General features: G+C 63.9%; 34 protein-coding genes and 1 tRNA gene. 4 read left to right on the forward strand and 31 right to left on the reverse strand.

What is annotated here, in order from left to right:
* Positions 1-193 precede the first annotated feature (193 nt).
* Together KZO24_RS10740 and KZO24_RS10745 are read right to left on the reverse strand one after the other, a co-directional pair.
* Complete coding sequence (locus KZO24_RS10740; RefSeq protein ID WP_486486160.1) at positions 194-592, reverse strand: hyaluronate lyase N-terminal domain-containing protein; 399 nt, start codon at positions 590-592, stop codon at positions 194-196.
* Positions 592-2,097: a hypothetical protein gene (locus KZO24_RS10745; protein ID WP_486486161.1), complete on the reverse strand. Its 1,506-nt coding sequence runs from the start codon at positions 2,095-2,097 to the stop codon at positions 592-594. The genes KZO24_RS10740 and KZO24_RS10745 overlap by 1 nt, the downstream gene beginning before the upstream one ends.
* A gap of 43 nt (positions 2,098-2,140) precedes the next feature.
* Between KZO24_RS10745 and KZO24_RS10750 the strand changes: the two genes are divergently transcribed.
* Entirely contained in the window at positions 2,141-2,503 is a 363-nt protein-coding gene (locus tag KZO24_RS10750) for a hypothetical protein (protein WP_486486162.1), read from the forward strand.
* Here KZO24_RS10750 and KZO24_RS10755 read toward each other — a convergent pair.
* The 4 genes from KZO24_RS10755 to KZO24_RS10770 all read right to left on the reverse strand — a co-directional run bounded on the left by KZO24_RS10755 (position 2,484) and on the right by KZO24_RS10770 (position 4,524).
* Positions 2,484-2,741, reverse strand: a complete 258-nt coding sequence (locus tag KZO24_RS10755) for a DUF6950 family protein (protein ID WP_486487167.1) — start codon at positions 2,739-2,741, stop codon at positions 2,484-2,486. The genes KZO24_RS10750 and KZO24_RS10755 overlap by 20 nt on opposite strands.
* An 80-nt stretch (positions 2,742-2,821) precedes the next feature.
* Entirely contained in the window at positions 2,822-3,403 is a 582-nt protein-coding gene (locus KZO24_RS10760; protein ID WP_486486163.1) for a hypothetical protein, read from the reverse strand.
* Positions 3,381-4,151 (reverse strand): hypothetical protein, encoded by a 771-nt coding sequence (locus tag KZO24_RS10765; RefSeq protein ID WP_486486164.1) that lies wholly within the window; start codon positions 4,149-4,151, stop codon positions 3,381-3,383. The genes KZO24_RS10760 and KZO24_RS10765 overlap by 23 nt, the downstream gene beginning before the upstream one ends.
* Positions 4,144-4,524: a hypothetical protein gene (locus KZO24_RS10770; protein WP_486486165.1), complete on the reverse strand. Its 381-nt coding sequence runs from the start codon at positions 4,522-4,524 to the stop codon at positions 4,144-4,146. The genes KZO24_RS10765 and KZO24_RS10770 overlap by 8 nt, the downstream gene beginning before the upstream one ends.
* 41 nt (positions 4,525-4,565) lie before the next feature.
* Between KZO24_RS10770 and KZO24_RS10775 the strand changes: the two genes are divergently transcribed.
* On the forward strand, positions 4,566-4,961 hold the full coding sequence (locus KZO24_RS10775; protein ID WP_486486166.1) for a hypothetical protein: 396 nt from the start codon (positions 4,566-4,568) through the stop codon (positions 4,959-4,961).
* Between the two features lie 31 nt (positions 4,962-4,992).
* Here KZO24_RS10775 and KZO24_RS10780 read toward each other — a convergent pair whose 3' ends face one another.
* The 19 genes from KZO24_RS10780 to KZO24_RS10870 all read right to left on the reverse strand — a co-directional run bounded on the left by KZO24_RS10780 (position 4,993) and on the right by KZO24_RS10870 (position 18,652).
* Positions 4,993-7,614, reverse strand: coding sequence for a phage tail tape measure protein (locus KZO24_RS10780; RefSeq protein WP_486486167.1), 2,622 nt, complete (start codon positions 7,612-7,614; stop codon positions 4,993-4,995).
* Entirely contained in the window at positions 7,611-7,847 is a 237-nt protein-coding gene (locus KZO24_RS10785) for a hypothetical protein (RefSeq protein WP_486486168.1), read from the reverse strand. Before KZO24_RS10785 ends, KZO24_RS10780 begins: the two co-directional genes overlap by 4 nt.
* Before the next feature lie 34 nt (positions 7,848-7,881).
* Entirely contained in the window at positions 7,882-8,175 is a 294-nt protein-coding gene (locus KZO24_RS10790; protein ID WP_486486169.1) for a hypothetical protein, read from the reverse strand.
* A gap of 141 nt (positions 8,176-8,316) precedes the next feature.
* Complete coding sequence (locus KZO24_RS10795) at positions 8,317-8,745, reverse strand: phage tail tube protein (RefSeq protein ID WP_486486170.1); 429 nt, start codon at positions 8,743-8,745, stop codon at positions 8,317-8,319.
* A 5-nt stretch (positions 8,746-8,750) separates the two neighbouring features.
* Positions 8,751-8,975 (reverse strand): hypothetical protein, encoded by a 225-nt coding sequence (locus KZO24_RS10800; protein WP_486486171.1) that lies wholly within the window; start codon positions 8,973-8,975, stop codon positions 8,751-8,753.
* 40 nt (positions 8,976-9,015) lie between these two features.
* The gene (locus KZO24_RS10805) at positions 9,016-9,390 is read right to left on the reverse strand and encodes a DUF3168 domain-containing protein (protein WP_486486172.1); all 375 of its coding nucleotides are present in this window, start codon (positions 9,388-9,390) and stop codon (positions 9,016-9,018) included.
* A 2-nt stretch (positions 9,391-9,392) separates the two neighbouring features.
* Positions 9,393-9,737, reverse strand: a complete 345-nt coding sequence (locus KZO24_RS10810; RefSeq protein WP_486486173.1) for an HK97-gp10 family putative phage morphogenesis protein — start codon at positions 9,735-9,737, stop codon at positions 9,393-9,395.
* An 80-nt stretch (positions 9,738-9,817) separates the two neighbouring features.
* Entirely contained in the window at positions 9,818-10,165 is a 348-nt protein-coding gene (locus tag KZO24_RS10815) for a phage head completion protein (protein ID WP_486486174.1), read from the reverse strand.
* Entirely contained in the window at positions 10,165-10,770 is a 606-nt protein-coding gene (locus KZO24_RS10820) for a head-tail connector protein (RefSeq protein ID WP_486486175.1), read from the reverse strand. Before KZO24_RS10820 ends, KZO24_RS10815 begins: the two co-directional genes overlap by 1 nt.
* A gap of 71 nt (positions 10,771-10,841) precedes the next feature.
* Complete coding sequence (locus KZO24_RS10825) at positions 10,842-11,480, reverse strand: hypothetical protein (protein WP_486486176.1); 639 nt, start codon at positions 11,478-11,480, stop codon at positions 10,842-10,844.
* 96 nt (positions 11,481-11,576) lie between these two features.
* Positions 11,577-12,827, reverse strand: coding sequence for a phage major capsid protein (locus tag KZO24_RS10830; RefSeq protein WP_486486177.1), 1,251 nt, complete (start codon positions 12,825-12,827; stop codon positions 11,577-11,579).
* A gap of 14 nt (positions 12,828-12,841) precedes the next feature.
* Positions 12,842-13,555 (reverse strand): HK97 family phage prohead protease, encoded by a 714-nt coding sequence (locus tag KZO24_RS10835; protein WP_486486178.1) that lies wholly within the window; start codon positions 13,553-13,555, stop codon positions 12,842-12,844.
* 2 nt (positions 13,556-13,557) lie between these two features.
* Positions 13,558-14,937, reverse strand: coding sequence for a phage portal protein (locus KZO24_RS10840; protein ID WP_486486179.1), 1,380 nt, complete (start codon positions 14,935-14,937; stop codon positions 13,558-13,560).
* Entirely contained in the window at positions 14,937-16,799 is a 1,863-nt protein-coding gene (locus tag KZO24_RS10845; protein WP_486486180.1) for a terminase large subunit, read from the reverse strand. Before KZO24_RS10845 ends, KZO24_RS10840 begins: the two co-directional genes overlap by 1 nt.
* 78 nt (positions 16,800-16,877) lie before the next feature.
* Entirely contained in the window at positions 16,878-17,054 is a 177-nt protein-coding gene (locus tag KZO24_RS10850) for a hypothetical protein (RefSeq protein ID WP_486486181.1), read from the reverse strand.
* Between the two features lie 230 nt (positions 17,055-17,284).
* On the reverse strand, positions 17,285-18,043 hold the full coding sequence (locus KZO24_RS10855) for an HNH endonuclease (protein WP_486486182.1): 759 nt from the start codon (positions 18,041-18,043) through the stop codon (positions 17,285-17,287).
* Positions 18,044-18,058: 15 nt separating this feature from the next.
* Complete coding sequence (locus KZO24_RS10860; RefSeq protein WP_486486183.1) at positions 18,059-18,289, reverse strand: hypothetical protein; 231 nt, start codon at positions 18,287-18,289, stop codon at positions 18,059-18,061.
* Positions 18,289-18,561 (reverse strand): hypothetical protein, encoded by a 273-nt coding sequence (locus KZO24_RS10865; RefSeq protein ID WP_486486184.1) that lies wholly within the window; start codon positions 18,559-18,561, stop codon positions 18,289-18,291. The genes KZO24_RS10860 and KZO24_RS10865 overlap by 1 nt, the downstream gene beginning before the upstream one ends.
* Before the next feature lie 17 nt (positions 18,562-18,578).
* Positions 18,579-18,652 (reverse strand) — tRNA-Gly (locus KZO24_RS10870).
* A 163-nt stretch (positions 18,653-18,815) separates the two neighbouring features.
* On the opposite strand from KZO24_RS10870, the gene KZO24_RS10875 reads away from it, so the two are divergent.
* Positions 18,816-19,196: a hypothetical protein gene (locus tag KZO24_RS10875; protein WP_486486185.1), complete on the forward strand. Its 381-nt coding sequence runs from the start codon at positions 18,816-18,818 to the stop codon at positions 19,194-19,196.
* Here the strand turns inward: KZO24_RS10875 and KZO24_RS10880 are convergent.
* The 3 genes from KZO24_RS10880 to KZO24_RS10890 form a co-directional block, all read right to left on the reverse strand.
* On the reverse strand, positions 19,186-20,118 hold the full coding sequence (locus tag KZO24_RS10880) for a hypothetical protein (RefSeq protein WP_486486186.1): 933 nt from the start codon (positions 20,116-20,118) through the stop codon (positions 19,186-19,188). The two genes, KZO24_RS10875 and KZO24_RS10880, sit on opposite strands and share 11 nt — an antisense overlap.
* 238 nt (positions 20,119-20,356) lie before the next feature.
* Entirely contained in the window at positions 20,357-21,076 is a 720-nt protein-coding gene (locus KZO24_RS10885; protein WP_486486187.1) for a hypothetical protein, read from the reverse strand.
* Between the two features lies 1 nt (position 21,077).
* Positions 21,078-21,431, reverse strand: coding sequence for a hypothetical protein (locus KZO24_RS10890; RefSeq protein WP_486486188.1), 354 nt, complete (start codon positions 21,429-21,431; stop codon positions 21,078-21,080).
* A gap of 31 nt (positions 21,432-21,462) precedes the next feature.
* On the opposite strand from KZO24_RS10890, the gene KZO24_RS10895 reads away from it, so the two are divergent.
* Positions 21,463-22,017 (forward strand): hypothetical protein, encoded by a 555-nt coding sequence (locus KZO24_RS10895; RefSeq protein WP_486486189.1) that lies wholly within the window; start codon positions 21,463-21,465, stop codon positions 22,015-22,017.
* On the opposite strand, the gene KZO24_RS10900 is transcribed toward KZO24_RS10895, so the two are convergent.
* Genes KZO24_RS10900 through KZO24_RS10910 form a run of 3 tightly spaced genes read right to left on the reverse strand, consistent with a single transcriptional unit; the run spans position 22,014 to position 24,375 of the window.
* A complete protein-coding gene (locus tag KZO24_RS10900; RefSeq protein ID WP_486487168.1) occupies positions 22,014-23,276 on the reverse strand; it encodes a DnaB-like helicase C-terminal domain-containing protein in 1,263 nt (420 codons plus the stop codon). The two genes, KZO24_RS10895 and KZO24_RS10900, sit on opposite strands and share 4 nt — an antisense overlap.
* Complete coding sequence (locus KZO24_RS10905; protein WP_486486190.1) at positions 23,159-24,133, reverse strand: replicative DNA helicase; 975 nt, start codon at positions 24,131-24,133, stop codon at positions 23,159-23,161. The genes KZO24_RS10900 and KZO24_RS10905 overlap by 118 nt, the downstream gene beginning before the upstream one ends.
* Positions 24,130-24,375: a carph-isopro domain-containing protein gene (locus KZO24_RS10910; RefSeq protein WP_486486191.1), complete on the reverse strand. Its 246-nt coding sequence runs from the start codon at positions 24,373-24,375 to the stop codon at positions 24,130-24,132. The genes KZO24_RS10905 and KZO24_RS10910 overlap by 4 nt, the downstream gene beginning before the upstream one ends.
* Positions 24,376-24,474 lie beyond the last annotated feature (99 nt).

Raw genomic sequence — 24,474 nt, forward strand, 5'->3', positions numbered from 1 at the left:
CGTGTGGAGGCGCAGCAGGCGGTCGGTGTTGCCGGTTAGGGTGTCGAAGTCCTGGCGGCTGAGCCAAACGAAGGCAGTGGCACCGAATCGGTCATCGCCCTTGTGGGGGCCGCTTCGACGGACTCCGCAATCAGGCTGGCTACCGCCGTCAGGAAGTTGATCGCTTGTACGTCGCTGTCACTCCATGGCCCCGTCAGGCCGCATCGATGGAAGTTATCAAGCCCTTGGCCGTGGTGATCTTGATCCCGGCTAAAGTGTGCTCTCCGTCGGCGATAGGAGATACCTCGGCGATTTCAGTCAGGGTGGCGTTTTCCGGCTGGGCTCCGATTGCGGCCAGCCAGGCAGCCCCGTCCGCACTGTCGACGATCGAGAGCGTGAAAGCACTCGGCGTATCCCCAGCCGCATAGGCGGTTAGCACCGCCGGCAGTTCGATTGCGGCATATGGCAGGTCGATCCAGTCCGTTATGCCGTCTCCATACTTCACCAGCCGCGTGTCGGACTCCACGCCCGGCTCACCGGGCCCCAGCGTGGGGTTGACCGACGTCCAGTTCGCCGCGGTGTCGCGCCGGAGCTTGTATCGCACGAGGGGCATCAGTCGACCTCCGTCGTTGCGTCGCCGCCATCGAGGATGATCTCATCCGAATCACTGATCGGCTCCGCCTCGTCGAGCTCGCCGACCTCGCCGGGCTCGAGGTAGCTGTCCGGGTCGAATTCGAACATCTCGGCGTTGTGCTCCTCGAGCTGCAGGCCGCAGGAGAAATCCTGATTGAGGCCCCACGACGTCACGCTGAATGCATAGTTGGACAGGCCGTAGCGCGACGTCGCCAGTTGCACGGTGTCGAGAGTTGAAATCGCGATGCCCATTATGTTCATCGGCCAGGTCACCCGGCGCTCGGCCGCCGACTTGCGCAGGTAGTATTCCAGGATGCGCTGCCCCCGGTATGGCGAGGTGATGTGCGGAAGGTCATAGGAGGCCTGCCGGACGTCGTCGGCATACTGCGAGCGCGTGGGCACGTCGGTAGGCTGATATTTGTTGGGTTCTATGTATGAGCCGGAGATCTCGTTTGCGATCTGATCTCCTTCGAGAAGCGCAGGAACGGTGATCGGGCCTGCGAGGTCCATTTCCTGCAGCGTCGCCGATGGAGGAACATAGTATCCTGTACGCAGCAGCATTTTGCCACCGCTGTACGTGAACCGACCCGCGCAGCAGGTGACGAACGTGTCGCGAACTTCGCTGGGCGACGCGCCGGTCTGGATGTAGCTGTCGAACTCATACTTACGCTCCGGCCCGGCAGGTGTGTCGACGAGCTCATCGCAGACGTTGGCTTCAGCCGCGACCCAATCCCAATCGACTTCGTCATCATAACAGCCGAAGCCGCCTTCCTCGCGGCGGGTCAGCATCCAGTCGTAGAAGACGAGGGCCGCGTTGCGGGTGTAGCCCACGGTGCCGGTGCGTGGGTCGCTGATGGTGTCTTTGCCCTCCACCTCGGCAGTAATGTTGGGCATTCCAGCTTGGACAGTATCGTTGTCGAGCCGAAACTTCGCATAGATTAGCGCCGTGCCCCGCGCGCGGTGATTGGCGGTCCATTTTCCCGCCGTCTCCGCAACGAACAGCGGATGCGACAGCTGGTTCGGAGTGCCGCGATAGAACCAGAGCCATGCGCGCCCGGCGAACTTGCCGCTCGTCACCATGCCAGAGCTATTCACGTTGACCTGCTCGTCGCCCAGCCACCAGCGCACCACGCCCTTGCACTGGTGTCCTGCCACCGCGATGACGAAGTAGCGCTCTCGCTTCCCGCGCGGGTGAAAGAAGATGAGCAGCCCGCTCACCCGGCGCTTGCCGTAGATGATGAAGCTGTTCGAGATCGACTGCCGAAACATGATCGGCCCGGCCGTGCCGGCCGAGGGCTTCCCCGCTAACAAGGCGAAGCCGGCGGCTGCCGCAAGGGAAAGCACGGCTGACACGGCTGCGGTCGTCGCAGCAACGGTGGCCGCCGAAGCCGACGCCGATAAAATCGCAGCCGATATCTGCGGTGCGAAGTATGCGATGGCGACGGCCACCGCGATAACTGCGATCGCTTTTACAACCTTGCCCATTTGTGCACTTTCGTTGAAAAGTCCGCATCGTGGAGGAGGCGGCATGATGTTGATTTTCTTGGCGCTGGCGATGCAGCCAGCTGACGCGATCAGGGCGGAGGCATGGGCGAAGAAGGCCGAGCCGATAGCGACCTGTGAATCTGCAAGTGAGTGCGATGAAAAGTGGCGTCGCGCGACCGACTGGATAAGGCAGAACACTCGCTTCCAGCTGGCTGTAGATCGTCCTGACTTGCTCGCAACGTATGGCGCCATTTACGCCAATACTGATCTTTCTTACGTTCTAGTTCGCCGCGCCAAGCCGGACGGCTCTGCAGTGATCGCTGCGCGCGCATGGTGCGGTAACGTCATTGCATGCAAGCCGAAGCCGAAAAACGCGATTGCTGCTCTCAAGAGAGAAATCGATTAACTCGCCAGGCGCGATCTATATTACAAAGGGCGACGAACTCAGCGCCGAAGAACTCCGCTTGGTGTCCTCGGCAAATCCCGATGGCCCAGCCCCGCTGAACAATATCCCCCCGCGCCGCCTGTCGATAGGGAATGGTCTCGCCGTGAACTGCGCTAATCACCCCTGCCATATCGCGGACGCCCAGCCGTCGCATCATCGACACCCAATCTCGGGGTTTGCGGGGAGACGATCCAACCATGTCGCAGATGTCGCGCCCAGTCGTCGCAAGAACGTGCTCTCGCCACTGGTCGCCGCAATGTAGCGACCACGCTGGATCGCTCAAAGGACAGCAGCCTGCTTCGACTTCGCCCAAAGGATGGGCACTTCTGACATCCTGGTTACGTACTGAAAGGCGACGTCGTCAGGATATTTGCTGCGCTGCCACCAGTCAGTGAAACGTTTGATGGCTGGGCGCCGCTGGTCCCGCATGCGGCTTTCGCCACCAGCGGTGACGGTAATTGTCTCACCGGCATCCACTACTTCATAGGTATCTAGGCGGCCCTTCCAAATATTCTTGAATCCCACGACATCTTGATAGCTCGGATCCAGCGCGCCGACGTAGAGCTCATACAAACAGCCTCGCTTAGCTTGATCCGCAATATCGTCACGAAACTCAGAAGGGATTTGGTATAGCGTCGCTTTGACGCCGGTTGCCGATCCGTCAGTGCCTTCACCTACGGTATCGATCTGCCCCAGGCCGCCGATAGCGCTCCATACTTCACCCGCATAGCTGATCGTAGCATTGCCCGTGACTGCATAAACCGGATCGGGCAGATCGATATGCACGCCGAGGAACGGGCGTAGTTCGGACTTTTCAATCTCCGCCTGCAGGTTCGGGTCAAGATCGCGAATACCGCTCATCACATGGGCTCCGGCATAGGAGGGCCATCCGGGTTACCGGGGCCACTTGGGGAAATCCGCTCGAGTCCGGCGGAAGCAGATCTTCGGTGAAATCGAGCACATACTCAGCGGGAGTGCCTACCTCCGCTTCGTTTTGCCCCGCATCGTCAGTGTTGAGCCGAAAGCGCGCCGTCACCTCGCGCGTTTCAAGGGGCGCGCCATCATCGATGGGGGCAGATAGGGGTGGCCGAAATTCGACGGTGAGCGCGCCCTCTGCCGGGAAAACCGACATCATCGTTGCATTGGTCGGAGTGACCTTCGTGACGATGTGAGGCCGGCCGTCACCGCCGATATAATCCCCAATGGAGGGCCCGATTCCGCCCTGCGAACCGCGCACGGTGATCGAGGTTGCACCCTTCGGTGCGAAATCGACCGTCCGGGGGCCATACACAGACATGTAACTCTGAGGCCTAGGGCGCCGGAAGTCGTGAAAGCGAACGCAATTGAGGCCGCCCTCCATCTCCGCAATCAGCGCATCCAGCCGCGCAGCATAGAAGGCCGGGTCATTCGTCCGCGGCCCCGTGTACCCTGTAGAGCCATCGTAACCGTGACCGGCCTTGAACGTCAGCCTGGCAATCCATCGCGGCGCCGAAAGTCCATAGACCTTCTTTGTGCGTGTGAGCGGGCTCTCCTGCCCGCCCACGTGGGGCTGCAGGTAGAATAGCGTCTTGTACGGGAAGAGGCCTTTGGGCCATTCGATGTCAGGCACGGCGCTTGTTCGCCTCCATGATGGCACTGATTGCGGCTTGCCGTCCGGCGTCCGCGAAGCGGATCGCCTCCGCCTTGGTCGCCAAGTCCATGGCCCCGCTGAACGTGATGCTTTGCTGCACAACGACGCCACCAGCAGGGCCGGTGTCGTTACCCGGCCGCTCGATATTTACGATCTCGCCTGCCGTCGCGCGGAAAGCGATAAGGTTACTGTCTATTCCGGGGTTGCCGCCGACCTTGAAGGAACCGCCAGTCTTGAAGCCCGGCAGGTCGTTCCAATTGACGCCAGCAGCGGCGGAAGCTGCGGAAGAGTTGCTGCTGAGGCTCGACCCACCCCCAACTACGCTACCAATAATGCTGCCGATCGTCCCCAAGATGCCGCCCCCTCCCCGGAGGAGCCGACGCGCGAGAAGAGTTGAGAGATGAGGTCTGCGAGGCTGTTGAGGGCTTCCTCCATTCCCTTGGCGACGCGATCGCGCCACCAGTTCTTGAACCAGCCCTTGAGGTCGCCATCGAGAGCAGCCCGGACGCCGTCCCTGAAGGTGTCGCGGAAAACCCCCGTTTGGCGGGCTTCTTCCATCTCGCTCCACTCTCGGTTGGCCTTATCGCGAGCCTCATCGTCACCCATCTCGGGAAAGTCGCGCTGAAGCTGTCGGATGCGCTCGCGGATGTCGATCTCGCGCTGAAGCTGCCGAATCCGCTCCTCGCTGTACCCCTGGCCTTCGCGAGAGCGAGTTGTCGATCCTGCTCGTCGTCCGCAAGCATGCGAGCGCGGATCTGGGCGCGCGCGGCGTCCACGTCCAGCTGCTGACGCAGCGCGCGCGCCGTCGCCTCCTCCATCGTCAGGCCATCGCGTTGGAACCCCGCGATGCGATCCTTGATCTCCTGCTGGCGCTCAAGGGTCTCTTCCAGCGTGCGGTTGCCGACAATGCGCGCAAGGTCGATCTGGTGAGCAGCCTCGTCACGCTCGAGATCCTTCGCCATCCCCTCCCGGCGAGCCGCCTCGAGGGTAGCCATATCGCGCTTCGCTGCTGCGGTCGCAGTTTCAAGGGACAGGCCCGTGCGCTGATAGGCTTCGATCTGCTTGCTAAGCTCCAGCCGAGCGCGGATCGATCGTTCCGCTTCACGATCGCCGCGGAGGCGCGCAGCCTCCAATTCAAGGTCGTCCTGAATCTGCTGGCGGTTGCCCGCGTCATAGGTCGTGTTGCGTCCTTTGGGGGTGCCGCCGACCTTCTTCTTCGACCCGCCGTCATCGTCAAAACTGACGGTGCGCTTCGGCGGTGGCGCGGGGGCGGGACCAGTCTCCGGGGCCGCCGGCGCAGCAGGAGTATTGTCCGCGCCGCCGCGCCGAGGCCCAGCCGCTGCTGGAGAGCCGCGTACTTGTCGCCTATCCACTTTGCGGCATTTCCGATCCACGTCATCAGCCCGCCGAACTTGTCGACGAGCCACGCCTTCACGCCTTGGTAGACGCCGCGCGCCGCCTCAACGACCCTCGGGAATGCGTTCGCAACGAAATTGACCCCGCTCTGCACGATCCCGCTGAGCGTCGCGAAGATCGAGCCAAAGCCATCGGCCAGCCACTTTTTCGCTTCGACCCAAGCCGCCTGCAATGGCGCGGCGATTTCGGGAACGAACGCGGAAATCATATCGACGATGGCGCCGATCACGTTCCCGACGATCCCGGCGATCGCGTTCCATGCGCCCTCGAAGTCGCCGCGCAGGAGTGCCGAGACCGCATCGACGACGCCGCTCACCACATCGACCAGGCCGGAAATGATGGCGATAGCCGCGCCAAGCACCCGCTCGATCACCTCGCCCGCATTGACGATCGTGCCGACCAGGAGCGTGCCGATCACATCGACGACGCCGCCGAGCAGACTGGTCAAGCCCTCGAGCGCCGAACCAATCGGGCCTCCGGTAAACTTCTGGAAGAGCGCCGACAGCTTTCCGAGGAGGGCCTCGACGGGCGGGCCGAGCGTTTCGGTCAGGCTCTTCCACACCTGCTGCAGTGCAAAGGCAATCTGGTCTTTGAACAGGAGGATAGCGCTTATCGCCAGGCCGACCGGGCCGAGAAAGCCCAGTAGGCGCGATCCGACGAGCGTCAGAACGCGCGCTAGCCCAAACTCACCGAGCATGCCGATAAGGGTAGAGACCGGCGAGATGATGAGCGCGATGGCGCGGCCGATGAGGCCAAACTTGGACGCAGCGAAGTTCGCCAACAGCACCGCGCCCAGATGCCCGACCACGAGCAGCAGCGGGCCGATGGCCGCGCCGATTGCCGAGAATACCGCGCCGACCTTGAGCAGCGCGGGAGGCGCCTTGGCGATCGTCTCGAGGAAACCGGCGAACCCATTCTTGATCGCCGTCACCACATCGAGAAGTCCGGTATCGACGCCGAGGGCAATCCTCACGCTCTCCCATGCTGCCGCAATGCGCTTGCCAGCCGCCTCGGAGCCCTCCATGCGCTTCGCGATCTTCGCTTCAACATCGCCGCCCGCGATCGCCGCCTGCAGCTTGTTGAAGCCGTCGGCGCCCTGCTCCATGAGACCGATGGCCGTGCGGGAGGCATCCGAGCCGAAGATCGTCTTCAGCGCCTCAGTCTTGCTTGCGTCGGTCAGGCCGCCGAGGGCTGTCCGCAGGATCTCCGCCTGCTCGGCGATCGGCTTCATCTGGCCGTTGGCATCGAAGAACGAGATACCCAGCTTCTGCATCGCCTCCTTCGCCTGCTTGCTGTTGCCGACCAAGCTCTGAATGTACGTCTTGAACGAGGTTCCCGCGTCGGCGCCGCTGGTGAACTGCGTGCTGGTCGCGGAGATCGCCGTTGCAAAATCGAGAAAGCCGACACCGGCGGACGCTGCGACCGCGCCACCCTGGCCGACCGCAAGGCGGAAGTCGTCGAAGCCGAACTTCGAGGTGTCGAGGGCACCGACGACCTTCTGAACCACGCCCGGCAGTTCCCCGGCCGATACCTTGAACTGACCCATGATGTCGGTGACCAGCGAAGCCGAGCTTTCTGCATCGACCATGCCAGCCGCCGAAAGGTCGAGCGCCGCCTTCAGTGCGCCGCCGAGGATGTCAGCGGTGGAAACGCCAGCGAGCCCGAGCGCCTCGATGGCCGTGGCGGCCTCGGTCGCGCCCTTGCCGACCTGCGGCCCGAGGGTACGGGCCTGATCGGAAAGCTGCTTCAGCTCATCTCCGCTGACGTTCCCGAGCGCGGCCTCGACCTTCTTCATCTGCGCTTCGAAAGAGCCGGCGCCCTTGTCAATGGAGCGGACCATCGCAGCGAACGGCACGGTAATGCCGAGCGTGATGCCCGCGCCGATATTCTTCAGGCGCTGCTCGACAGCATGAAACTTGTCGACCAGGCGGCCAAGAACGCCTTCAACGCCCTTGGCCCCCGCGTCGAAGTCCGAGGTGTCAGCGCCAAATACGACGCGCGCGGCGCCGACCACTGCCATGTTCATGCAGTGCTCCCCTCAGATACGATGATGCCACTTCCGGCCGCCCATGCGGCGGCCACGGCGTACAAGGATTGCCAGGTCTGCCGCTTGGGCTTGGCTGGCGGTGTCAGCATGAAGTTCTTCAGCGGCGGGATTTTCTTCGAGCGGCCGAGGGACGCCGAAGTCCACGATGCCTGCATCACCAGATCGTGCAGGCTGCGAGCCGCCCGCGCCCTTCCATCGAGGACGCGGGCCAACTCGCGAGGGTCTGCCGCCAGTAGCGGTCAGGATCTAGCCCTGCCTCGCACCACGTGATGTGGAGGCTCGGCCAGTCCCACGTCCTGCCTTCGGCGTCGCCGCCGCTGCCCGAGGGCTGCCGGTGCCAGTCTTGGCGGCCTCCGGGAACGCGGACTCGAGCGCGCGCATGATGAGCTCGCTCGATTGGGGCAGGCCGCCGATGGCGTCGATGATCGTGCCCGCCTCGGTGTCGGTCATGCCAGGATGGCAATCGGTCAGGCCGATGCGGAACAAGGTCCGGATGTGGCGCAGCGAAGGCCGTTCGCCCAGCACATTCTGAAGGTCCACGATGTTGTCGAGATTGAATTCCTCCTCGAGCTCGCAAAGAGCGTTCGTGGAGAAGGCGAAGACATACTGCCGAGGCTCGGCTTCGCCTTCGAACGGAAGTTCGAAGCCGAGATGCCCCGGTGCCTGTTGGCGGCCGTCATATCAGGCCGCCGGCGTCAGGACAGGCTTACCCGAGACCTTGAAGGTCGCGGAGCCGGTCATCTTGTCTTCCATCGGCGTGGCCCGACCATGCGCGGTGGCGAAACCGTTGAAGGACAGGATGGCGCCGTTGGGGAAGCGGATTTCCCACGGTTCAACCGCGCGGCTCGACAGGTGCGTGGCGATAACGGCGTCGTCGAGCAGACCGGGCACAAGGTTGTAGACGATGCTCACCTCGCCGCCGTCCGTGAGGCCAGGCTTGAACTCGCGGTAGAAGTCGGGGCTTCCGTGATGGGTGAAGTCCACGCTGTCGCGCGCGGCCTCGGGCGGATTGATCTCGGTGCATTCGGCGAAGGCCTGCCAGCCTACGCCGGTGCCCTTACCGAACATGGTAAGGAAGCCGATATCCGTGTCTTCGTGCGTTGCTGCCATCTAGGTTACTCCTGCTCGGCGCGACGCGCGCCCTTGTTGGCCTCGGGGGACGTGTCCGGGGCAGCCTGGTCGCTCGCGTCCTCGCTGTCGGCCGGTTCGGCCAGCTTGAGGGCGATAAGCTCCTGGCCGCGCTCGGCGGTCACGTTCAATTTCTTGCCCGCCGGGACGTGAGCGTCCGCGGGGTCGGTGGCGTGTTTGTCGACGAAAGCCGACGTCGTCTTGATCCACATGATTTCTCTCCTTCTCAGGCTGCGGGGCGGTGCCAGACGATCACATCGACCATCGTGCGATGGACTGGGCCCTTGCTGTCGGTGTCGCTGTCGGACCGGCGGGCGGCGATGAACGTGCGCAGCTGCACGCCCTCATGCGTCCCCGGTATCCGACCAGGATGCCGCCATCCCCGGCGATCAGACGGGCGAGGTTGCGCCCGGCGAGGAACGTGGTGCCCCAGCAATCAAACTGCAGTCGGTCGCGGTTCCAGCCGGTGGCACCGGACAGGTGCATATCCACCGCGCCGGTGACCTGGTTGATCGTGATCGCCGGCAGGGGCGAGCCCTGCACGCGCACACCCCAGTCCACCCGCCCATCCACGAGCGATACGACCGGCGCGGCGCTCAGGAGAAGGTGTCGGATCGCCTCTTCCATTGTCAGCCCTTGGTTGCGCGGTTGAATTCGATGCGGAGCCGGGCGACCGCGACGTTGGCGGCCTCTTTGCCCTTGGCGTCGAATGCCGGGCGCATGAACGGATGCGCGGGTGAATGGGCCGTGCCGAACTCGATCATATGGCCGTAGAAGCCGTTGTTCGGCTCGCCCTTCCCCTGCCGGGGGCCGACAAACACCTGAACGTCACCGCGCCCGAATTGCCCGGCGGACAGGTTGATCGTTTCCGTCGAGACGCCGATGCTGTCGCGCAGGTTGCCGGTCCTCACCGGAACGAGCGAGCGCGCCTCCTCGGCGATGACTTCGGCGCCTGCGGTGAGCGCCTCCTCCATGACCTCGCGGCGGCTGATCTCTGACAGCCTCTTGAGGTTTCGCTTGAGATCGCGCGAAACGACGAGCTTCACAGTCGGCCTCATGACCGGGCGTCCAGCCGCGCCGCGGTCGTGATCTCGATCTCGTCTTCCCGCTCCTCGCTCTCTTTCGCGCCCTTGACCTCGTAGACGACACCCTTGTGCCGGAGGGCGTCGCCGCCGGAGATCGTGCGCGTCAACGCATCGGACCGGACGGTCCAGCGGGTCGTGAGATCCTGAGCGTTCTCCCCGGCCCGCATGCGCTCGCCGTCGCTGATGTCCTGTCTCTTCGCCCAGCGCTTGCCGATTTCAGCAGGCTCGCCCGGCACGGTGGCGGTCCCGTCGTCCACCAGCTCGCTGCGCCAGATCGAAATGCGCCGGTCAAACCGGCCTGCGCTCGCCCGGGCCATCAGCGATAGATCTGGAAGGGCTGGAGCAGGTTTTCGACGGTGGTCGACATTGGAACCACATTCACGGCCCCATCGGTCGCCGTCTCGGGAAACCGGTACATGTCGCCGACCATGAGCAGGATCGCATGCCGGATCGGCTCCGGCACGTTATGTTGGACCGGATCCGCATCGATGTCGGCGGCATATCCGGCGCGGTACTGCACGCGGACCGTTTCCGCCTTGCCACGATATGCCCCCGGCGTCGGCCACGACTGTCCCCAGGCATTGCCGAGCACATCGCCGAACAACTCGTAGGCGGCGGGGTCGATCAGCTGGGGCTGACCCATGCTGTCGAGGTAGTGCGCCGAGACGACATCGATGACGGGCGCATACGGTAGCCGGATCAGGCCGGAACCGAAGCCGCACATGCGAGCCTCGAGCGTCTGCGGGCCTAGCGCGCGGTTGAGCCAGCCATCCGGACCATCGATATGGCTGGTGGCAGTCTTGATCAGGCGTTCCACCATCGTGCGCTGGTCTTCGTCGCCATCCAGCCGCAGATGCGCGTCAGCATCTTCCCAGGTGACGATGGGCGCGGGGGAGTGACGACGAAGGTGCGCATCAGGCAATCACCGTCGCGGTCGGCAGGGAAGTCGATGCCGTGCGGTTGACCGGGTTTCGGCTGCTGACCGCCGTCACCTCATAGGTCATCGTGGTGCCGACGTCCGCAGCCTGAACGGCATAGGTGGCCGCAGTGGCGCCCGCGATCGGGACGCCATTGCGCAGCCAACGGCGAGCGCTGGCCGCGCCGTCGACGATCGTTCCGCTCGCGCCCGTGAGCGTCTGCCCGACCTGGGCAGTGCCGGTGATCGACGGCCGAGAGGTGAACTTCGGCACGCAGACGTAGCCGCGCGAGCGGCGAGCGGAACGCGCCATGGTCAGGCCCCTTGTTTTCAGGCTCGGGGGCCTGCTTGTTGTCGGGATTCGGAGCCTGCTTGTCGTCAGGCTTCTCCGCCGCCTTCTTCTGGGCGGCGACGGCGGCGCGGATTTCCTTCGCCGTGCTGCGCGAGGCGTAGCCGTGCGGAGGATAGTTCTCAGCCGGGTAGCCCGCCTCCACGAACTCGGCGACGGTCGGGCCGTCTTCGCGCAGCTTTTCGGTCTCGTCCTTCTCGAAGGCATGCTGATCGCCTGCCTTGACCTCTTCTGCGGTGGCCTCGCGCACGAGGCCCTTCTTCGACAGTTCCTCGAATCGCTTCGAGGTCATGTCCTTCAGGATCATCCCGGCGGTGACGCTGCCGTCGTCGCCAAAATGATCGTCCAAAACCAATGCGTTTTTCATGGGGTTCTCCTTCTCAGGTCAACGGCGCAACGCGGCACCGCTGACCGGAAAAGAGGTCGACGGCAGCGCCGCCGACCTCGATCCATCACCGGACGATCAGGCGATCGCCAGCGAGCCCTTCACCAGGGCGCCGGGGCGGCGCACCACGAGGGCGAGGCGCTTCTCGGCGCGGACGGTGAGCATGTTCTTGATGAAGTTGTCGCGGTCCTGGTCGGAGATGCGAACTTCGGTGTCCATGCGGTCGAAGATCTGGCCGGCGAGCTTGAAGTTGCCGGTCAGGAAGTTGGTCGCGCCGATGCGCTTGGTCGGAACGACCGGGCGGCCCCAGAGGATCGGACCGGCCATGCCCTGCGGATTGGCGAAGATGTAACCGTTCGCCGAGTCCTTGGTCAGTTCGATGTTGGCCCACGACGTGGGGTGCAGGACGATGCCGTCCGGAGCGTAGTCGGCCAGCTCAACCTGAAGGATCGCCAGACGAAGGCGATCGATGCGGGTTTCGCCGGTGACCACGACGCCGGCAGGCTGCGAGTAAGGCGTCGCCTGCGTGTAGAGCCCGTTGAGGTGCTGGCCGGTACCGTCGCCGAGCAGCAGTTCCGCGTCCTCGACGTCGTCGAGACCGTAGCGCAGTTCGCCGTCGACGAGGCTTTCCAGCTGGGGGATGTCGTCCATCGCCTGGCGCGACACCGGCACCCAGTGGGCGATGGTGCGGACCGGGGCATTGGCGACTTCCCAGGTGTAGTCCGATTCCGGCTTCTGCGCGCCTTCCGCCACCGCGGCGGCGTTGTTCACGCGGGTTGCCTGGTAGGCATACTCGATGGAGTTGCCCTCGGTACGGCCCGGGGTCAGGAGGTCGCGGACGCGCAGCTGCACGCGCTGGAGGCCGACGACTTCGGTCTGGCGATCCGGACGGATCAGACCGCCGCCCGAGCCCGTTGCCGTGGTGACAGCCTTCACGCTGAAACCGACAGTGCCCTTGCATCCGCCCTCGATATAGGACTTCACGTCGGGGTGATTGGCGACTTCCACGCCGAGACTCTTGAGGATGACCTCGTCGTCGCCACCGCCGCGCCGGGCCTGCGCGAGCTTCTGCGAAAGCTCGGTAACTTCGCCGCGGATGGCTTCGAGGTCCACGAGGGCCTTGTCCGCCTTTTCCTTGGTCTCGGTGGCGACTTTTTCGCCAGCATCGTTCTTCGTTTTGAACTCGACGGCGAAGCCCTTCACCTCTTCGAGAGCATGGGCGAGACGCTGCTCGAGCGTCTTTTCGTCGGCACCGCCATCCTTGCGCCCGAACTCGGGCACGCGCGTGGCACCCGCGGCGAGCGCCGCAGGAGTAGTCAGCATATTCATAATGGGTACTCGCGTCAGGCGGACTTCAGGGAGAAGCCGGCCAGGGTGTCCGAAAGAGCCTTCAGGCTCGGGTTGCTCGTCGTGTCGCGCTCGGACTCCCTCCGGCGCAGTTCTCCCAGGCCGTTGCCGACGAGGCCGGCGGCCCGGGTCTTCGAGAAGCCTGCCTCGCGCAGGAACTTCTCAAATTCTCGATCAGTGGGGAGCTCGCCGTGGGCGAGCTTGAACTTGACGGCCTCGACCCGCGCATCGTCGTTCGCCGGGAACGTGACGAGGCTGATCTCGACGAGATCCAGCTTGGTCAGCGTGCGGATGCCCGTCTTTTCGTCGTAGCTGCTCTCGCGCACCCAGTAGCCGATGGACAGGCCGGTGACGGTGCGCGCCTTCATGTGCGCATAGGCGCGGCGCTCCATGTCGCCAGCGTCGAGCAGGATCTGCCCGTCCCCCCACAGGCCGTGGTCATCTTCCTTGAGGTTCGACCATGCGCCGATTGGCTCACTGGAACGATGCTGCCAGAGCACCGGCACCGGGCGGCCCTTCTTCGCCAGTTCCGCCAGGCTTTCGACGAATGCACCCTTGGCGACGACCTCCTGATAGCTGTCGACGACGCCGAAGACGGAGCCGTAACCGTTGAAGGTGCCGTCTTCGCCAACAGATTTTACCTCGAAGTCGAAATCTCGAACCTTGAGAGCGCCGCTGTGCTTGCGGCCGTATTCTGGATGCAGGCGCATCGTCAGTTCTCCTGGGGGATGCCGGACAGGTGATTGATAATGGCGTTCCGGCGGGCAAGCTCGGCCGGGTCCGGATCGCCCGCGTTGAGGCTGATGCCCAGCCAGTTGATGAGGGCGGAGCGGGCTTGCTGGTCGGCTCCCGTGGTCGCCTGGCCCAGCATATCGAGCGGGACCAAGTTGGACTGCACCGTCAGGAAGTCGTCGCCCGGCTTTGACGGCAGGTTCTCGCGAGCGCGCATCTCGCCGCGGGTCATCACGCCATTCTGGCCGAATGCGGAATAGAGCGCTGCGCGCGCGGCGCTGTCCGCCGCCATGAGCGCCTCGCGGTTGATCTCCGGATAGACCTTCTTCCGCTCGGCGACCGGCAGCAGCTGCTTTTTCACGGCCTGCTGGATGTTGGTCAGCAACGGGTTGAGCAGCAGCGTCTGCCAGCCGAGCAGCAGCTGCTCGATGCCGCTGCCCCACATCGTCTGCCCCTTGGCCGCGTGCCCGATCAGCATCGGCAGCACGCCGAACCAGCGACACACCTCCTCCACGTCCCATGCCCGCGATTCGAGAAGCTGGACCTCTGCCGGGTTCATCTTGAGCGGCGAGAACTTGAGATCCTTTTCCAGCGGAACGATCCGGCCGCGCATCGCATCGCCAACGAAGCTGTCGAAGATCGCCAGAAGATCCGCGCGCTGTTCCGGCGTCAGCTTGGTGGCGCCCGTCTCCATGAAGCCCGCCGCCTGAAGCCCGCTGCGGAATGTGTCCGCCGCCGTCTTGTTGGCCGCCATTGCCCCGCCCAGCGTGCGACGGCCGAATTCGATCGCCGAAAGCCCCACGTCCCCGCCGAGCGTCAGTCCGCGCAGGTGGAATATCTTGTCGGCCGGCAGTTCCTCCGTCTTCCCGCGGTCCGCCACCAGGTAGACCCGCTCGTTGTTCCGATTGCGCGCTACCTGCACCAGGTGCGGCGCAATCGGCGTCAGCGCGGTCGTGCGCTGGCCCAGCGTCTCCTTCTCGGCGTAGGCGTTCCCCCACAGGTCCATGGCCGCGACCTGACCCGACCAGAACTCGGCCGCCGTCTGATCCCGGTTCGGTTCCTCGTGGACGAGATCGTAAAGCCAGTGGTCAGGACGGCTCTTGCGCCCACCATCGGGCGCCTTCTCGAACACGCCCATACCCATCGACCCGACGACGTCGGACTTCAGTCGCACGCATGCCCACGCGGCCGGGAGGCCCAGGGTCGTCTTCTGGGTGACCGACTGACCGGCACTGTCGATGCCCGCACCGTAGCTGACCGCCTTGCGGGTCGGCTCGTCTTCGGGCGCGCCGCTGAGTTTGCCGTTGCCGCCGATCGTGCCGAAGCGGAAAACCGACCCGACCCACGTTCCGAACCCCATCACGCAGCCGCCTTCATCTGGGCGATGAAATCATCGATCGTGTCTTCTCCATCCGGCGGCGCAATCATCGGCGCAGTCGCGTTGATCATGGCGTCTACTCCGTCGATCTTGTTCGGGCTCTTGGGCGTCTCCTTCTTGGGAAGGAGAGATCCATTCACGCGGCGGTCCACTACGGCGTTGCCCGCCATCCATGCGAAAACCGGGTTCGCATCGTGCCGCAGGCGGGTCGGGCCAGCCTGCACACGAGCCTCGATCTGCTTGGCAGGGTCGGTGACGTTCGCCGCGTTCTTGGGCATCTGGACGGCGAAGGCCTCGCCGCCATCGTTGAAGTCGTCGTTCAGGCGCGCCGCCATGGCGAGCCCGCTGTTCCATTGGTCGAAGGTTACCCGGCGAACTGCCAGCCGCTTCTTGAGATCGCGGATCACAGCCTCGATCGCATTGTGGTCGATGAAGTCGCCCGGCGTTGCGATGAGGTGGCCGCCTTTCGACCACTCCTTGTAGAGGTCCGTGATCTGCTTGAGCGTCGTATCCTGCCGGTCGATCCTCGCTTGAGGGCAGAAAAACCACGACTTGATGAGCACTTGTCCGTCCGGCGTCTCCGCCGCCAGCACCAGGGCCGAGAGGTCGTCGACGTTCGAAAGGTCGGCCCCGATGTAACAATCGAGCCCGATGAAGTCGTCCAGCGTCAGCGTGTCGTCGCCGCAGGCCAGCCACTGCGACACGTTCAGCCAGGCCGACGCCGCGCCCAGCCAGCGGTTGAGGTTCTTCGTGAAGAAATTGCCCTCGGCAGAAGGACTTGCCTTCGCCTCGATGGCACGTTTCCTGATCTCTTTCAGCAATGACGGCGCAGCTGCGGCGAGCGGGTTGGCCTTGATCCAGTTGCGCTCGTCGTAGGGATCGTCCCCGACTTTCCGCTCGGGCGTGAAATCCTTCGGCCCGTCGAGCGTGTAGATCACGACGAACATGTGCTCGGCGATGATCGACCGCTCGAGCACCTTCGTTCCGAACGTCCGCTGCTCGTAGCAGATGCCCAGCGTGTTGAAGCCCGCCGTCGTGATGATCCAGAGCAGCGGCTGCAACCGCGCCCCGAAGGCCGACACCATGACGTCGTAGAGACCGCGATCCGAATGCGCGTGCAGCTCGTCGAGCGTGACGACATGTGGGTTGTGGCCGTCCTGCGACTTCGACTTGCTGTGAATCGGCTGCATGTAGCCGCCGTTGTCACCGCACGTGATCGACTTCGCCCAGGCAATGAGGCCGAACGCCTCCTGAAGCGCCGGCGTCTTCTCGATCATCCGCTTGGCGGGATGGAAGACCTTCTTCGCCTGGTCAAACGTCGTCGCCGCCGTCAGGATCTGCGGCCCCGGCTCATCCTCACAGGCGAGGCAATAGAGCGAGACGACTGCCGTCAGGGTCGACTTTGCGTTCTTGCGGGCCAGTTCCTCATAGACGACGGTGAACCGCCGCAGCCCGGTTTCCTTGTCTCGCCAGCCGAACACGACGACCAGGATGAAAATTTGAAAGTCCTCGAGGTCGATCAGCCCGCAACGGTCACTGTGCTCGCCGCGCAGAACCTTGGCGCGCGGACACTTGCACCAGTTTCCTTCGACGTGGGGCAGCTTCTCGGCGAAGTCGCACACGTCGTTGCCGTGCCACGGATCGAAGTAGTAGCCGAAGTCCTTCTTCTTCGAGCGTTTCAGGTCGTCGAGGTGGCGCTGCGCAGCGAGGCGAACCCACTTACAATGCGCCGTCTGCTTTTTGTCCGCCGCCGCGCGCCTGGCATATGCCAGCGCGATAGCGGTGTAGTCACGAGCGTGACCGGTGTCCGTTGCGCTGGAACGGGTTGCCCGGCTTCGTGCCATCCGCTCCACCTCCGCCGCCGCCGACGCGGCTCTTCGGCCCCGCAATGCGGAGCAATTCTTCGTATTGACGGCACACGGTCAGGTAGGCGGCTGGCGGCGGGTCTCCCCGGCCTTGAATGCCTGGCGAACTAGCGCTTCCGTCGAGCAGTACCGCGCCAGCAAAGCGCTATCGATTTCGGTCACCCCGGCCGACATGACCCGGCCCAGCACTTCCATCCAGACCTCCTGCGCCTGCGGCATCAGGTAGTCGGGCATGATGGGCGGATCGCCCGGGACGATAATTTCCGTTTTGCCCGCGTCTCGAAAAGGCCGTAGGGTGCCAGCCGCCGCCTTCTCGGTCGGTGTCTTAGGCTTGCGCCCTGGCTTCATCGCGACCTCCAAAATTTATATCGGCCCAAAAGTTTAATTCGGGCGCGCGAAAATTCTCCCCCACTCGTCGGTGTCCGGGCGGTGCCCGGCGAGTTTAGACCCGCCCCCAGGGGTGCTCAGCGACCCTGTTTCCAAGGCTGAACAGCCCGATGTTCCCACCGATTTATGCCCTCGATGGCCTCAGGCGTGCCCCGAGTCACCGCGCGGCGCTTGCACTCATCGACGCCCGGATGGAGCAAGAGGATCTCGCCACCCAGTTTCGTCTGCCACCAGGCGCGCTCATCGGCCGTTGGTGCGGCCACGATGAGCCACGCATGCGGCGCCGACGAGCGGGATAGCGAGCCGAGCATATCGTTCCGCACCCTGATCGCTCGGTTGAGCAAGCCCCGCTCCACATCCTCCGACCAATGCCGATAGGTCGGCTGCAACCGCGTCAGGATGCTGTCGAGGTCGATCACGACATCATCTTGACCCGCGTGCGCAGAGACATGCGTCGTCTTGCCGCTGCATGGCGGCCCGCACACGATCGTCAGCGCCACCGCGCTGGGCTTCAACCACTCCGGATGATTGGCCGCGCCGCCCCCGAACTGCGCCTCCAACGCGGATTTCTTGGCGTGACAGTCAGCGCACAGGCACTGGATGTTGCTGTCCACGTCTTCCCCGCCGAGGGCGAGCGCCAGGATATGGTCAGGCACGGTGGCCTGGGTAACTCTGCCATCGCGAAGGCAATGACGACATCGAGGCTCGGCAGCGAGCCGGCGGTGGCGAAGTTCCTGACCGCGACGCCCGCGAATGCGATTGTCCGGCACGTCCTTGCGCTTGGTCCAAGCCTTTCGAAGCGGTGCCCGCTTGATCGTCGGCGGGCGGCTGGGCATCGAATTCCCTTCAGATCAGACGGCGCTGCTGCGCGCAGTGATTTCCGCGAGGCGCTGCATTCCTTCGGCGATCGTCTTCGCGACCTCGACAGGATCTCCTTCCCGGGAACGCTGCTCCGCCGCCTTGCTCAGCGTGGCTTCGACCTGATCGAGCTTCGTCTGCATCCGCTCGTGGTCGCCGCGCGCGAGCGCCGATACGGCGTCGGCCAGCGACGCGATCGCCAGGCTGATCGTCGCATCGGACATCAGGCCGCTTCCTCGGCTACGACGGTGAACCCGTATTGACCCAGCTGCGCGACCATGACGTCAACGCGGTGAAGGATCTCCTGTCCGTAAGACGGCGCCACAGCCTCGATCATCTCCTGATCAAGGAATGGTCCCACACCCGGGAGGGCGTGGCCCGGCGCGTCGTACAGCTTTCGAAGGCGTTTCACGTCGGCCATCGTCTGGTAGACGATCTCCATCTCTTCGACGGTGAGCGCCTTCTCCGCGCTCATCGTGAACTTGATGTCGCTCATCGCTAACCTCCGAAATCTGGAGCGGCCAGTCGGGATCGAACCGACATCATCAGCTTGGAAGACTGAGGCCCTACCGTTGGACGATGGCCGCAGATACAGATACGCCCGCTCACCGTTTCCGGCTGCGGGCGCAACTCTAAATCCTGATAACAATTGCATATCCGTTGCCCCCGCGCAAGCGCCAAACATCGTCAATGTGGATTGCCTGTGCGGCGCGTTGCGGAGACAGTCCTCTCTCTGATTCGGAGGGCACAATGATCAAGTTCACCGTCGTCGTTCGCGATACTGGTTCGGATGAGCCGGACTACTCACTCGATTTCGAGGCACCAGCCTTGCCGCGGGTCGGAGACTACCTTTCCATCCAGCGGCCGGATAAACGCGCGCCATATGGAGAGGATCTCATTGTGCGCCACGTATGGTGGCGGTTGGCGCACCCTGAGACTGCTGTCGTCGCCTCGGATGAGCCGAAGACCGGCAGCCTGACCGAGATCATGATTGAGTGCGACCAGGTTGTTGGCCCCTATTCAAGCGATCAATGGCGCGACCGACTTACCGCCACGAGAGAGCGTGGGATCGACGTAGAAGATATGCCCTTCTCCCGGTTCTCGATCCGGGAAGACGCCATCAAGGATTGATCTCGCTGGCTTGCTGGACCTCAGCTATACCGAGGTCCAGCCCGCTGGCTTCAATCCCAATTTTCGCGTCCTCGTCGATGAGCTGGTTAAGAAGCGGTTTCGCGGCCCGTGTCAGCGCCTCAACTGCCTGATCGTTGGACTTGTACGTCAAATCCGCTCGGGCTTGGCCGTACAGGCGGCCATATACAGCGAGAACCGTGACGACCGAGCCGGAAAAGCCGTAGGCCCCCAAGGGGGCAGACGGCCCTTTCTCGATTACAGCGGTTCCGTCGCGATTTGCCCTGACCCAGATCGAAAGAGTTTGCCGCTCATCGTAAATCCAGCCCTTCAGGCGGCGGGACAGAAGGTCGAGCCCTGTCAGGAACTCCTCTCGGATCAACGCGCGGTGGCGGCCCGACTTTGGAACGACTGCATCCTTCCCGTTGGCGCCCTTCTTCAGTCGGGAGCCAAATCTCTCCATCGCTACCTGGCTGAAAGACTTATCCTCTAGCACCACGCTTCGCATGGTTGTGAGCGTTTGACCGAGGGCGGCTTCGCAGACCTTCACGCAGCGGCGGGCTAGCGTCTGATGCTCGGTATACGTGAACTCTGAATGGCCCGCACGGAAAAGCGTGTCGGGGCTGAGCGCGCACTTCGTCAATGATCGCTCGGTACGATCGAAGGACTGCCGGTAGTAGCGCAGCGCCGAGATCTGAAGATCGGAAAGCCCGATCTTCTCATGCATGCTTTCGATCAGGGGCTTCCGGCGATAAGCCAGCGCGAGCACCTGACCATTGTCAGCGATGACTTGGCCCAGCGTGTATTCGACGCGCGCTTCCATCTCGGGCGTCGGGCGCTCGATCGGGTTTCCAGCCGCCTTGGGCAGGCGGCCTTTCTTCGAAACGGCCTTACGCTTGGTGATCTTACGACGCTTCGACGCCACGCGCCTTCTCCATGATGCACGATGCTGAACCTAGGTCGGTGATTTCAAAGTCAGGAATCATCGCGTGCGCCTCTCTCATTCGCCCCTTCGTCCAGGTCTCGCGCTAGCCGCCGGAGTCGGTTTTCGATCTCGTCACGGTTCTCGAAATAGCGCTCCGGCGTGCGCCAATCGGGGCGGAGATGGCGCACGTCTCGCGCGATGGCTTGCAACAGCGCGGCTGGCCTGAGGTGCCGAGGCTTCATTCGCCGTCAACCGCGCGCGCCGACAAGACTGCCACCCGCACCTCGGCCACGAACTGAGCGAGATCCATGATGGCGGCCCGCTTCCACGCCGCAGGCGGATAGTGTTGCTCGGCCTGCACGATATCCCAAGGCGTGACCTCAGCGCCTGTCGGCGCCATCTGCACCCGCAACTCCGCGCACTCAGCCTCGGCGCGCTCAGCCCGGTTGCGATAGTCCTGCGCACTCGGGTGCTCCCTGTCGCCGGCGGCTGGCGGCGGCACGGTGGCGAGGCGCACGCGGTCGCTCGATAGCTGGGCCGCCGCCTGTCGGAGCAAATCATAAGCGACGTCGCCGAGCTCGCCCTTCAGCGGCTTGCCGTCCATAAGGTCCGCGGCAGTGCCGATCCGTTCGATCAGTGCCAGCCGCCGCTTGTCCTGCTCGTCGGCAAGGTCTTCGCCTTCTCCGGCCACGGCAGCGCGCACGAACGGATTGTGCCCCGTGATCCAGATCGGCGGGTGCGTGTGGCCCCAGCAGTTGAACCAGAAGGCACCGCCGCTCGCCACCACGGCTGCGAGCTCGTCGGGTGCGAACTGCCACTTGCTGATGACGTTCGGATTGCCGTCGAGATCACGGTACCGGTGGACGTGAAGGTCATAGACCGTGCCAGCCGCGGCATCCTCTGGTGTCGGAGCACTGAGCGTGAGGTTGGATTCGGGGAAAGGGATGCCGATCGCCATGTCAGTTACTTCCCTCGTCCACGCCTTCGGCCCGGCGCCGCGCAGCCTCTGCCTCGATCCGGCGTTCGTTGGCCTGGATGTTGAAACGACGACGCTCGCGCTCCGCCGTGGCGGCTGGGTCAGCAAGCGCTGCCTCCATCCGCTCCAGCCGCGCAATGTGCTGCCGCCTCTCTTCCGCCAACGGATCAGCGACGCGACGGATCTCGCCCACCGAAGGAATGAAGCCGTGCCGGCTCCTCCTGACCGCCTCGTCGATCGCGAATGCAACGATGTCGTGCGGAAGGTCGCAAAGGAGGTTGGATGCTTCCCCCATCCACACGGTGAGGTCGCGCTTATCGACGTCGCGACCGCCCATGAACATCGTCCATAGGACGCCAAGTCGGACCGTGAACCACGAGTACGGGGCGCGCGTCATCGCGCCTGTGAGGGTAGCGAGCGCGGCCGGGATCTCTGCTTCCATGCCCTTGCGAGCAGCGAAATCGAGCGCCCTTTCCGGAGACCATGCGGGCTGCCCGCTTGGCGCAAAGTCGCTATCCTCCAGCACCAAGCGCATTGACGGCGAAACTGACAGCATCGACGGCGCTACGGGAGCGGCGCGGGGCCCCGCCGTGGGAGTCTCGATCAGCGTGATGGCGGTCGTTGTCATCATAATTCCCTTCTCGAAGATCGCGAAGATTGTTGAAATCCTTGCCCCCCAGCATCCAGTCGAGCGTCGCCGGGAACGCCTTTCGAGAGGTTTCGCCTCGCAAGAACCTGTTCCCTCGGACGATGGTCAGAGCTTCGTCCCATGCTGGCAGGCCGCCGATTTTCTTCAGCGCGGCCGTCAGCTTCTTCCGCCGCTCAACCGTGAGCTCGACCGCCCGCGCGCCCTGAAGGAACTCACGCCGCATCTCGTCGTGGCGATCGAAGGCGATCTGCACGGCGTCAGGCTGATCGGCTAAAACGGGAAGCTGCACCTGCGAGGGGTCAACACGCTCTTCGTCGACGAGAGAGACCGAAGGTCTTTTATTAGAGTCTCTCTTCTCTCTCTCTTCTCTCTCTCTTGGAGCCTCATTCCCGGGGGACAGCCCCCCGTGTCCCCGGGGACAATCCCATCATGTCCCCGGGGACAACCATCATCAGTCCTAGGGGACACGCCCCGCTTTTCCCGAGGGAAGACGGTGGCTTCGCCAGCCGCTGACGTCAGGACCAACGGGCGACATCCTGATGCCACAAAGTCCTCAAAGGTCGGTGCAGCGAAGGCGGTCCCATGGCGCTGGTTGTGCTTTTTGATGCGGCCACATTCCGTGCTGTGTATCCGTCGACGCTTGGATTCCCACGCCGACAGCGCCGCTTCCGCAACGGTCGCATGATAGAGCCGCCCGTCAGCACACTTGATCCAGCCGTGCATGGCGAGCTCTTTCGCCTTGCGAAACGACTTCACGTCGAAGCCCATTTCCGCCAGGTAACAGAGCTCGTCATCGTCATCAGGCAGGGAGGCCGCCGGGACTTGATGCCAGCTGCGATACCAGAGCTTATGACCGATCATCCACGCAAGCGGATTGCGCGACGCCTTCGCGTTGAACGTCGACGAGAAGAGCCGATTGATATCGATCATCAGCTTCGGGAAGTCGCGCAGGTCGCAATCGGGGGGCGTGAGGGGCTCCGGGAGCGCGTCAGGCATAAGCCCCCCGTTCGGGTAGAAGTCGCTGTTACGTACAGCTTGGTTTCGGCCGAAGAACCACGGCTTGCGGCGGCAGAGCGGCGCCTGCCGGTTCTTCGCGGAGTAGATCTCCATGCGGTCCTTTGCGGCCGCCATGTCCTGCTCCCACGTCTCGCGGTTCTTGTGCGCAAGATCCGGTTCGGCGCGTTCCAGATAGTACTGGTCGCGGTAGACGAAGATGACGATGTCGGCGTCCTGCTCGAGCGAGCCGCTGTCGCGGAGGTCGGAAAGCTGGGGGCGCTTGTCCTCGCGCTGCTCGACGCTGCGGCTCAGCTGGGACAGGACGATGATAGGGATGCCGGTGCTGCGGGTCGCCGTCTTGATGGCGCGGCTGATCGCCGTAACCTCTTCGTTCCGGCTGGCGGACGGCGGTGGGTCGATCAGGCCCAGATAGTCGATGATGACGAGGTCGAGCTTGTGGCCGCGCCTCGCGAACTGGCGCGCCTGCTGCCGGATGACGAGGTTGATCTGATCCGCACCGAATGTTTCCGGGTCAATGATGACGAGGGGCCAGCCGCGCACCTCGTGCTCGATCTCGCGCAGAAGAGCCATATCTTGGGGGAGAGACGTCCGTCGCGGATGTCCTGCATTCCGCCGTCACCGCGAGCCTCGGCGAGAAGATCCGCCTGGATGCGAGGCATCAACTCGACGATGTCCATTTCGCGGCTGATGTAGAGGACGCCGTGCCCGCGCTGGGCGGCGCGCCGAGCGACGCTGAGGGTAATCGCGGTTTTCCCCATGCTGGGACGCCCGCCGACCAGGATGTAGGTGCCCGGGCGGATGCCCTTGGTGATGTCGTCCCAGTCCTGAAGGCCGTGCAGGTGCACCCCCGCCTTGATCTTTCCAGCCGCAATGTCGTCGATGCGGTCGTTGGCCGCCGCGAAGGCCTGACCGAGCGTGTAAGTTCGAGAGTTGATGCCCGGCGTCGCTTCGGGCGGAACCTCGCCCTGCGCAGCCACCGCATCTATAGAGAGGGACAGATCGGCGCATGCGCCCGCCGCCGATGCGAACCGCGCCTGCATGCGCCGCCGCGCGGCTAGGTCGGCAATCTGGTCCGCCAGCTCGCGAGGCGCCAGCAGGCCCTGGCCGTCAGCGGTCAGCCTCGCCAGATACCCGACGCCGCCAAGCGGCCTCAGCCCTTGGTCGTCGGCGAAGCGCGGCTTCAGAAGGACGGGCGTGGCCGGGCGGCCCGCAGCATGCAGATCGGCGATCGCGTGGTAGATGCGCTGATGCGCCGGTTCGTAGAAATCTGCCGCCGTGAGGCGCTGGGCGACGATATCGATGACATCGGGCCCGCCCTGCATGAGCGCGCCAAGGATCGCAGCCTCGGCCTCCACGTTCTGCAGTTCTGTCATTTAGGAGTGCCGACCGTCACATTGGGACCATCGAGCTGCGATGGTGGCATCACGGGAATGATTTCATCTGGAGAGACGGGACGCCCAAGCGCCTGCGCAAGCTCCAGCACCGCCCTTTGTCGGTGAGCGGGGATGATTTCCCGATCCCACCAACCTTGAACGGTGGTTACATTCCGGTGGCCGAGCCCGCGAGCGACAACGCTGATGCCGCCAAGCTTAGTGATGACGTTTCGGATAGACATGGTGAGGCTTTGTTTACGTTCAAAACGTAAGCGCTGTCAACGTATCAAACGTAACTCACATATGAGAGCTATGACGCATGACAGACACGATTGGATCAA

The organism is Novosphingobium sp. NFX11, from assembly GCF_057376415.1.

Excerpts from the sequence above, each read along its gene's own strand:
- KZO24_RS10750 (WP_486486162.1), top strand. The coding sequence starts at position 2,141 with ATGATGTTGATTTTCTTGGCGCTGGCGATGCAGCCAGCTGACGCGATC.
- KZO24_RS10850 (WP_486486181.1), bottom strand. The coding sequence starts at position 17,054 with ATGCCCGACTACCTGATGCCGCAGGCGCAGGAGGTCTGGATGGAAGTG.
- KZO24_RS10875 (WP_486486185.1), top strand. The coding sequence starts at position 18,816 with ATGATCAAGTTCACCGTCGTCGTTCGCGATACTGGTTCGGATGAGCCG.
- KZO24_RS10780 (WP_486486167.1), bottom strand. The coding sequence starts at position 7,614 with ATGAACATGGCAGTGGTCGGCGCCGCGCGCGTCGTATTTGGCGCTGAC.
- KZO24_RS10855 (WP_486486182.1), bottom strand. The coding sequence starts at position 18,043 with ATGCCCAGCCGCCCGCCGACGATCAAGCGGGCACCGCTTCGAAAGGCT.
- KZO24_RS10805 (WP_486486172.1), bottom strand. The coding sequence starts at position 9,390 with ATGGAAGAGGCGATCCGACACCTTCTCCTGAGCGCCGCGCCGGTCGTA.
- KZO24_RS10835 (WP_486486178.1), bottom strand. The coding sequence starts at position 13,555 with ATGCGCCTGCATCCAGAATACGGCCGCAAGCACAGCGGCGCTCTCAAG.
- KZO24_RS10885 (WP_486486187.1), bottom strand. The coding sequence starts at position 21,076 with ATGGCGATCGGCATCCCTTTCCCCGAATCCAACCTCACGCTCAGTGCT.
- KZO24_RS10760 (WP_486486163.1), bottom strand. The coding sequence starts at position 3,403 with ATGAGCGGTATTCGCGATCTTGACCCGAACCTGCAGGCGGAGATTGAA.
- KZO24_RS10745 (WP_486486161.1), bottom strand. The coding sequence starts at position 2,097 with ATGGGCAAGGTTGTAAAAGCGATCGCAGTTATCGCGGTGGCCGTCGCC.
- KZO24_RS10740 (WP_486486160.1), bottom strand. The coding sequence starts at position 592 with ATGCCCCTCGTGCGATACAAGCTCCGGCGCGACACCGCGGCGAACTGG.
- KZO24_RS10815 (WP_486486174.1), bottom strand. The coding sequence starts at position 10,165 with ATGGCCCGGGCGAGCGCAGGCCGGTTTGACCGGCGCATTTCGATCTGG.
- KZO24_RS10905 (WP_486486190.1), bottom strand. The coding sequence starts at position 24,133 with ATGACAGAACTGCAGAACGTGGAGGCCGAGGCTGCGATCCTTGGCGCG.
- KZO24_RS10865 (WP_486486184.1), bottom strand. The coding sequence starts at position 18,561 with ATGAGCGACATCAAGTTCACGATGAGCGCGGAGAAGGCGCTCACCGTC.
- KZO24_RS10800 (WP_486486171.1), bottom strand. The coding sequence starts at position 8,975 with ATGTGGATCAAGACGACGTCGGCTTTCGTCGACAAACACGCCACCGAC.
- KZO24_RS10910 (WP_486486191.1), bottom strand. The coding sequence starts at position 24,375 with ATGTCTATCCGAAACGTCATCACTAAGCTTGGCGGCATCAGCGTTGTC.
- KZO24_RS10830 (WP_486486177.1), bottom strand. The coding sequence starts at position 12,827 with ATGAATATGCTGACTACTCCTGCGGCGCTCGCCGCGGGTGCCACGCGC.
- KZO24_RS10795 (WP_486486170.1), bottom strand. The coding sequence starts at position 8,745 with ATGGCAGCAACGCACGAAGACACGGATATCGGCTTCCTTACCATGTTC.
- KZO24_RS10825 (WP_486486176.1), bottom strand. The coding sequence starts at position 11,480 with ATGAAAAACGCATTGGTTTTGGACGATCATTTTGGCGACGACGGCAGC.
- KZO24_RS10810 (WP_486486173.1), bottom strand. The coding sequence starts at position 9,737 with ATGGAGGAGGCGCTCACCGCAGGCGCCGAAGTCATCGCCGAGGAGGCG.
- KZO24_RS10860 (WP_486486183.1), bottom strand. The coding sequence starts at position 18,289 with ATGTCCGATGCGACGATCAGCCTGGCGATCGCGTCGCTGGCCGACGCC.
- KZO24_RS10840 (WP_486486179.1), bottom strand. The coding sequence starts at position 14,937 with ATGGGGTTCGGAACGTGGGTCGGGTCGGTTTTCCGCTTCGGCACGATC.
- KZO24_RS10845 (WP_486486180.1), bottom strand. The coding sequence starts at position 16,799 with ATGGCACGAAGCCGGGCAACCCGTTCCAGCGCAACGGACACCGGTCAC.
- KZO24_RS10890 (WP_486486188.1), bottom strand. The coding sequence starts at position 21,431 with ATGGGCGGTCGCGACGTCGATAAGCGCGACCTCACCGTGTGGATGGGG.
- KZO24_RS10755 (WP_486487167.1), bottom strand. The coding sequence starts at position 2,741 with ATGGTTGGATCGTCTCCCCGCAAACCCCGAGATTGGGTGTCGATGATG.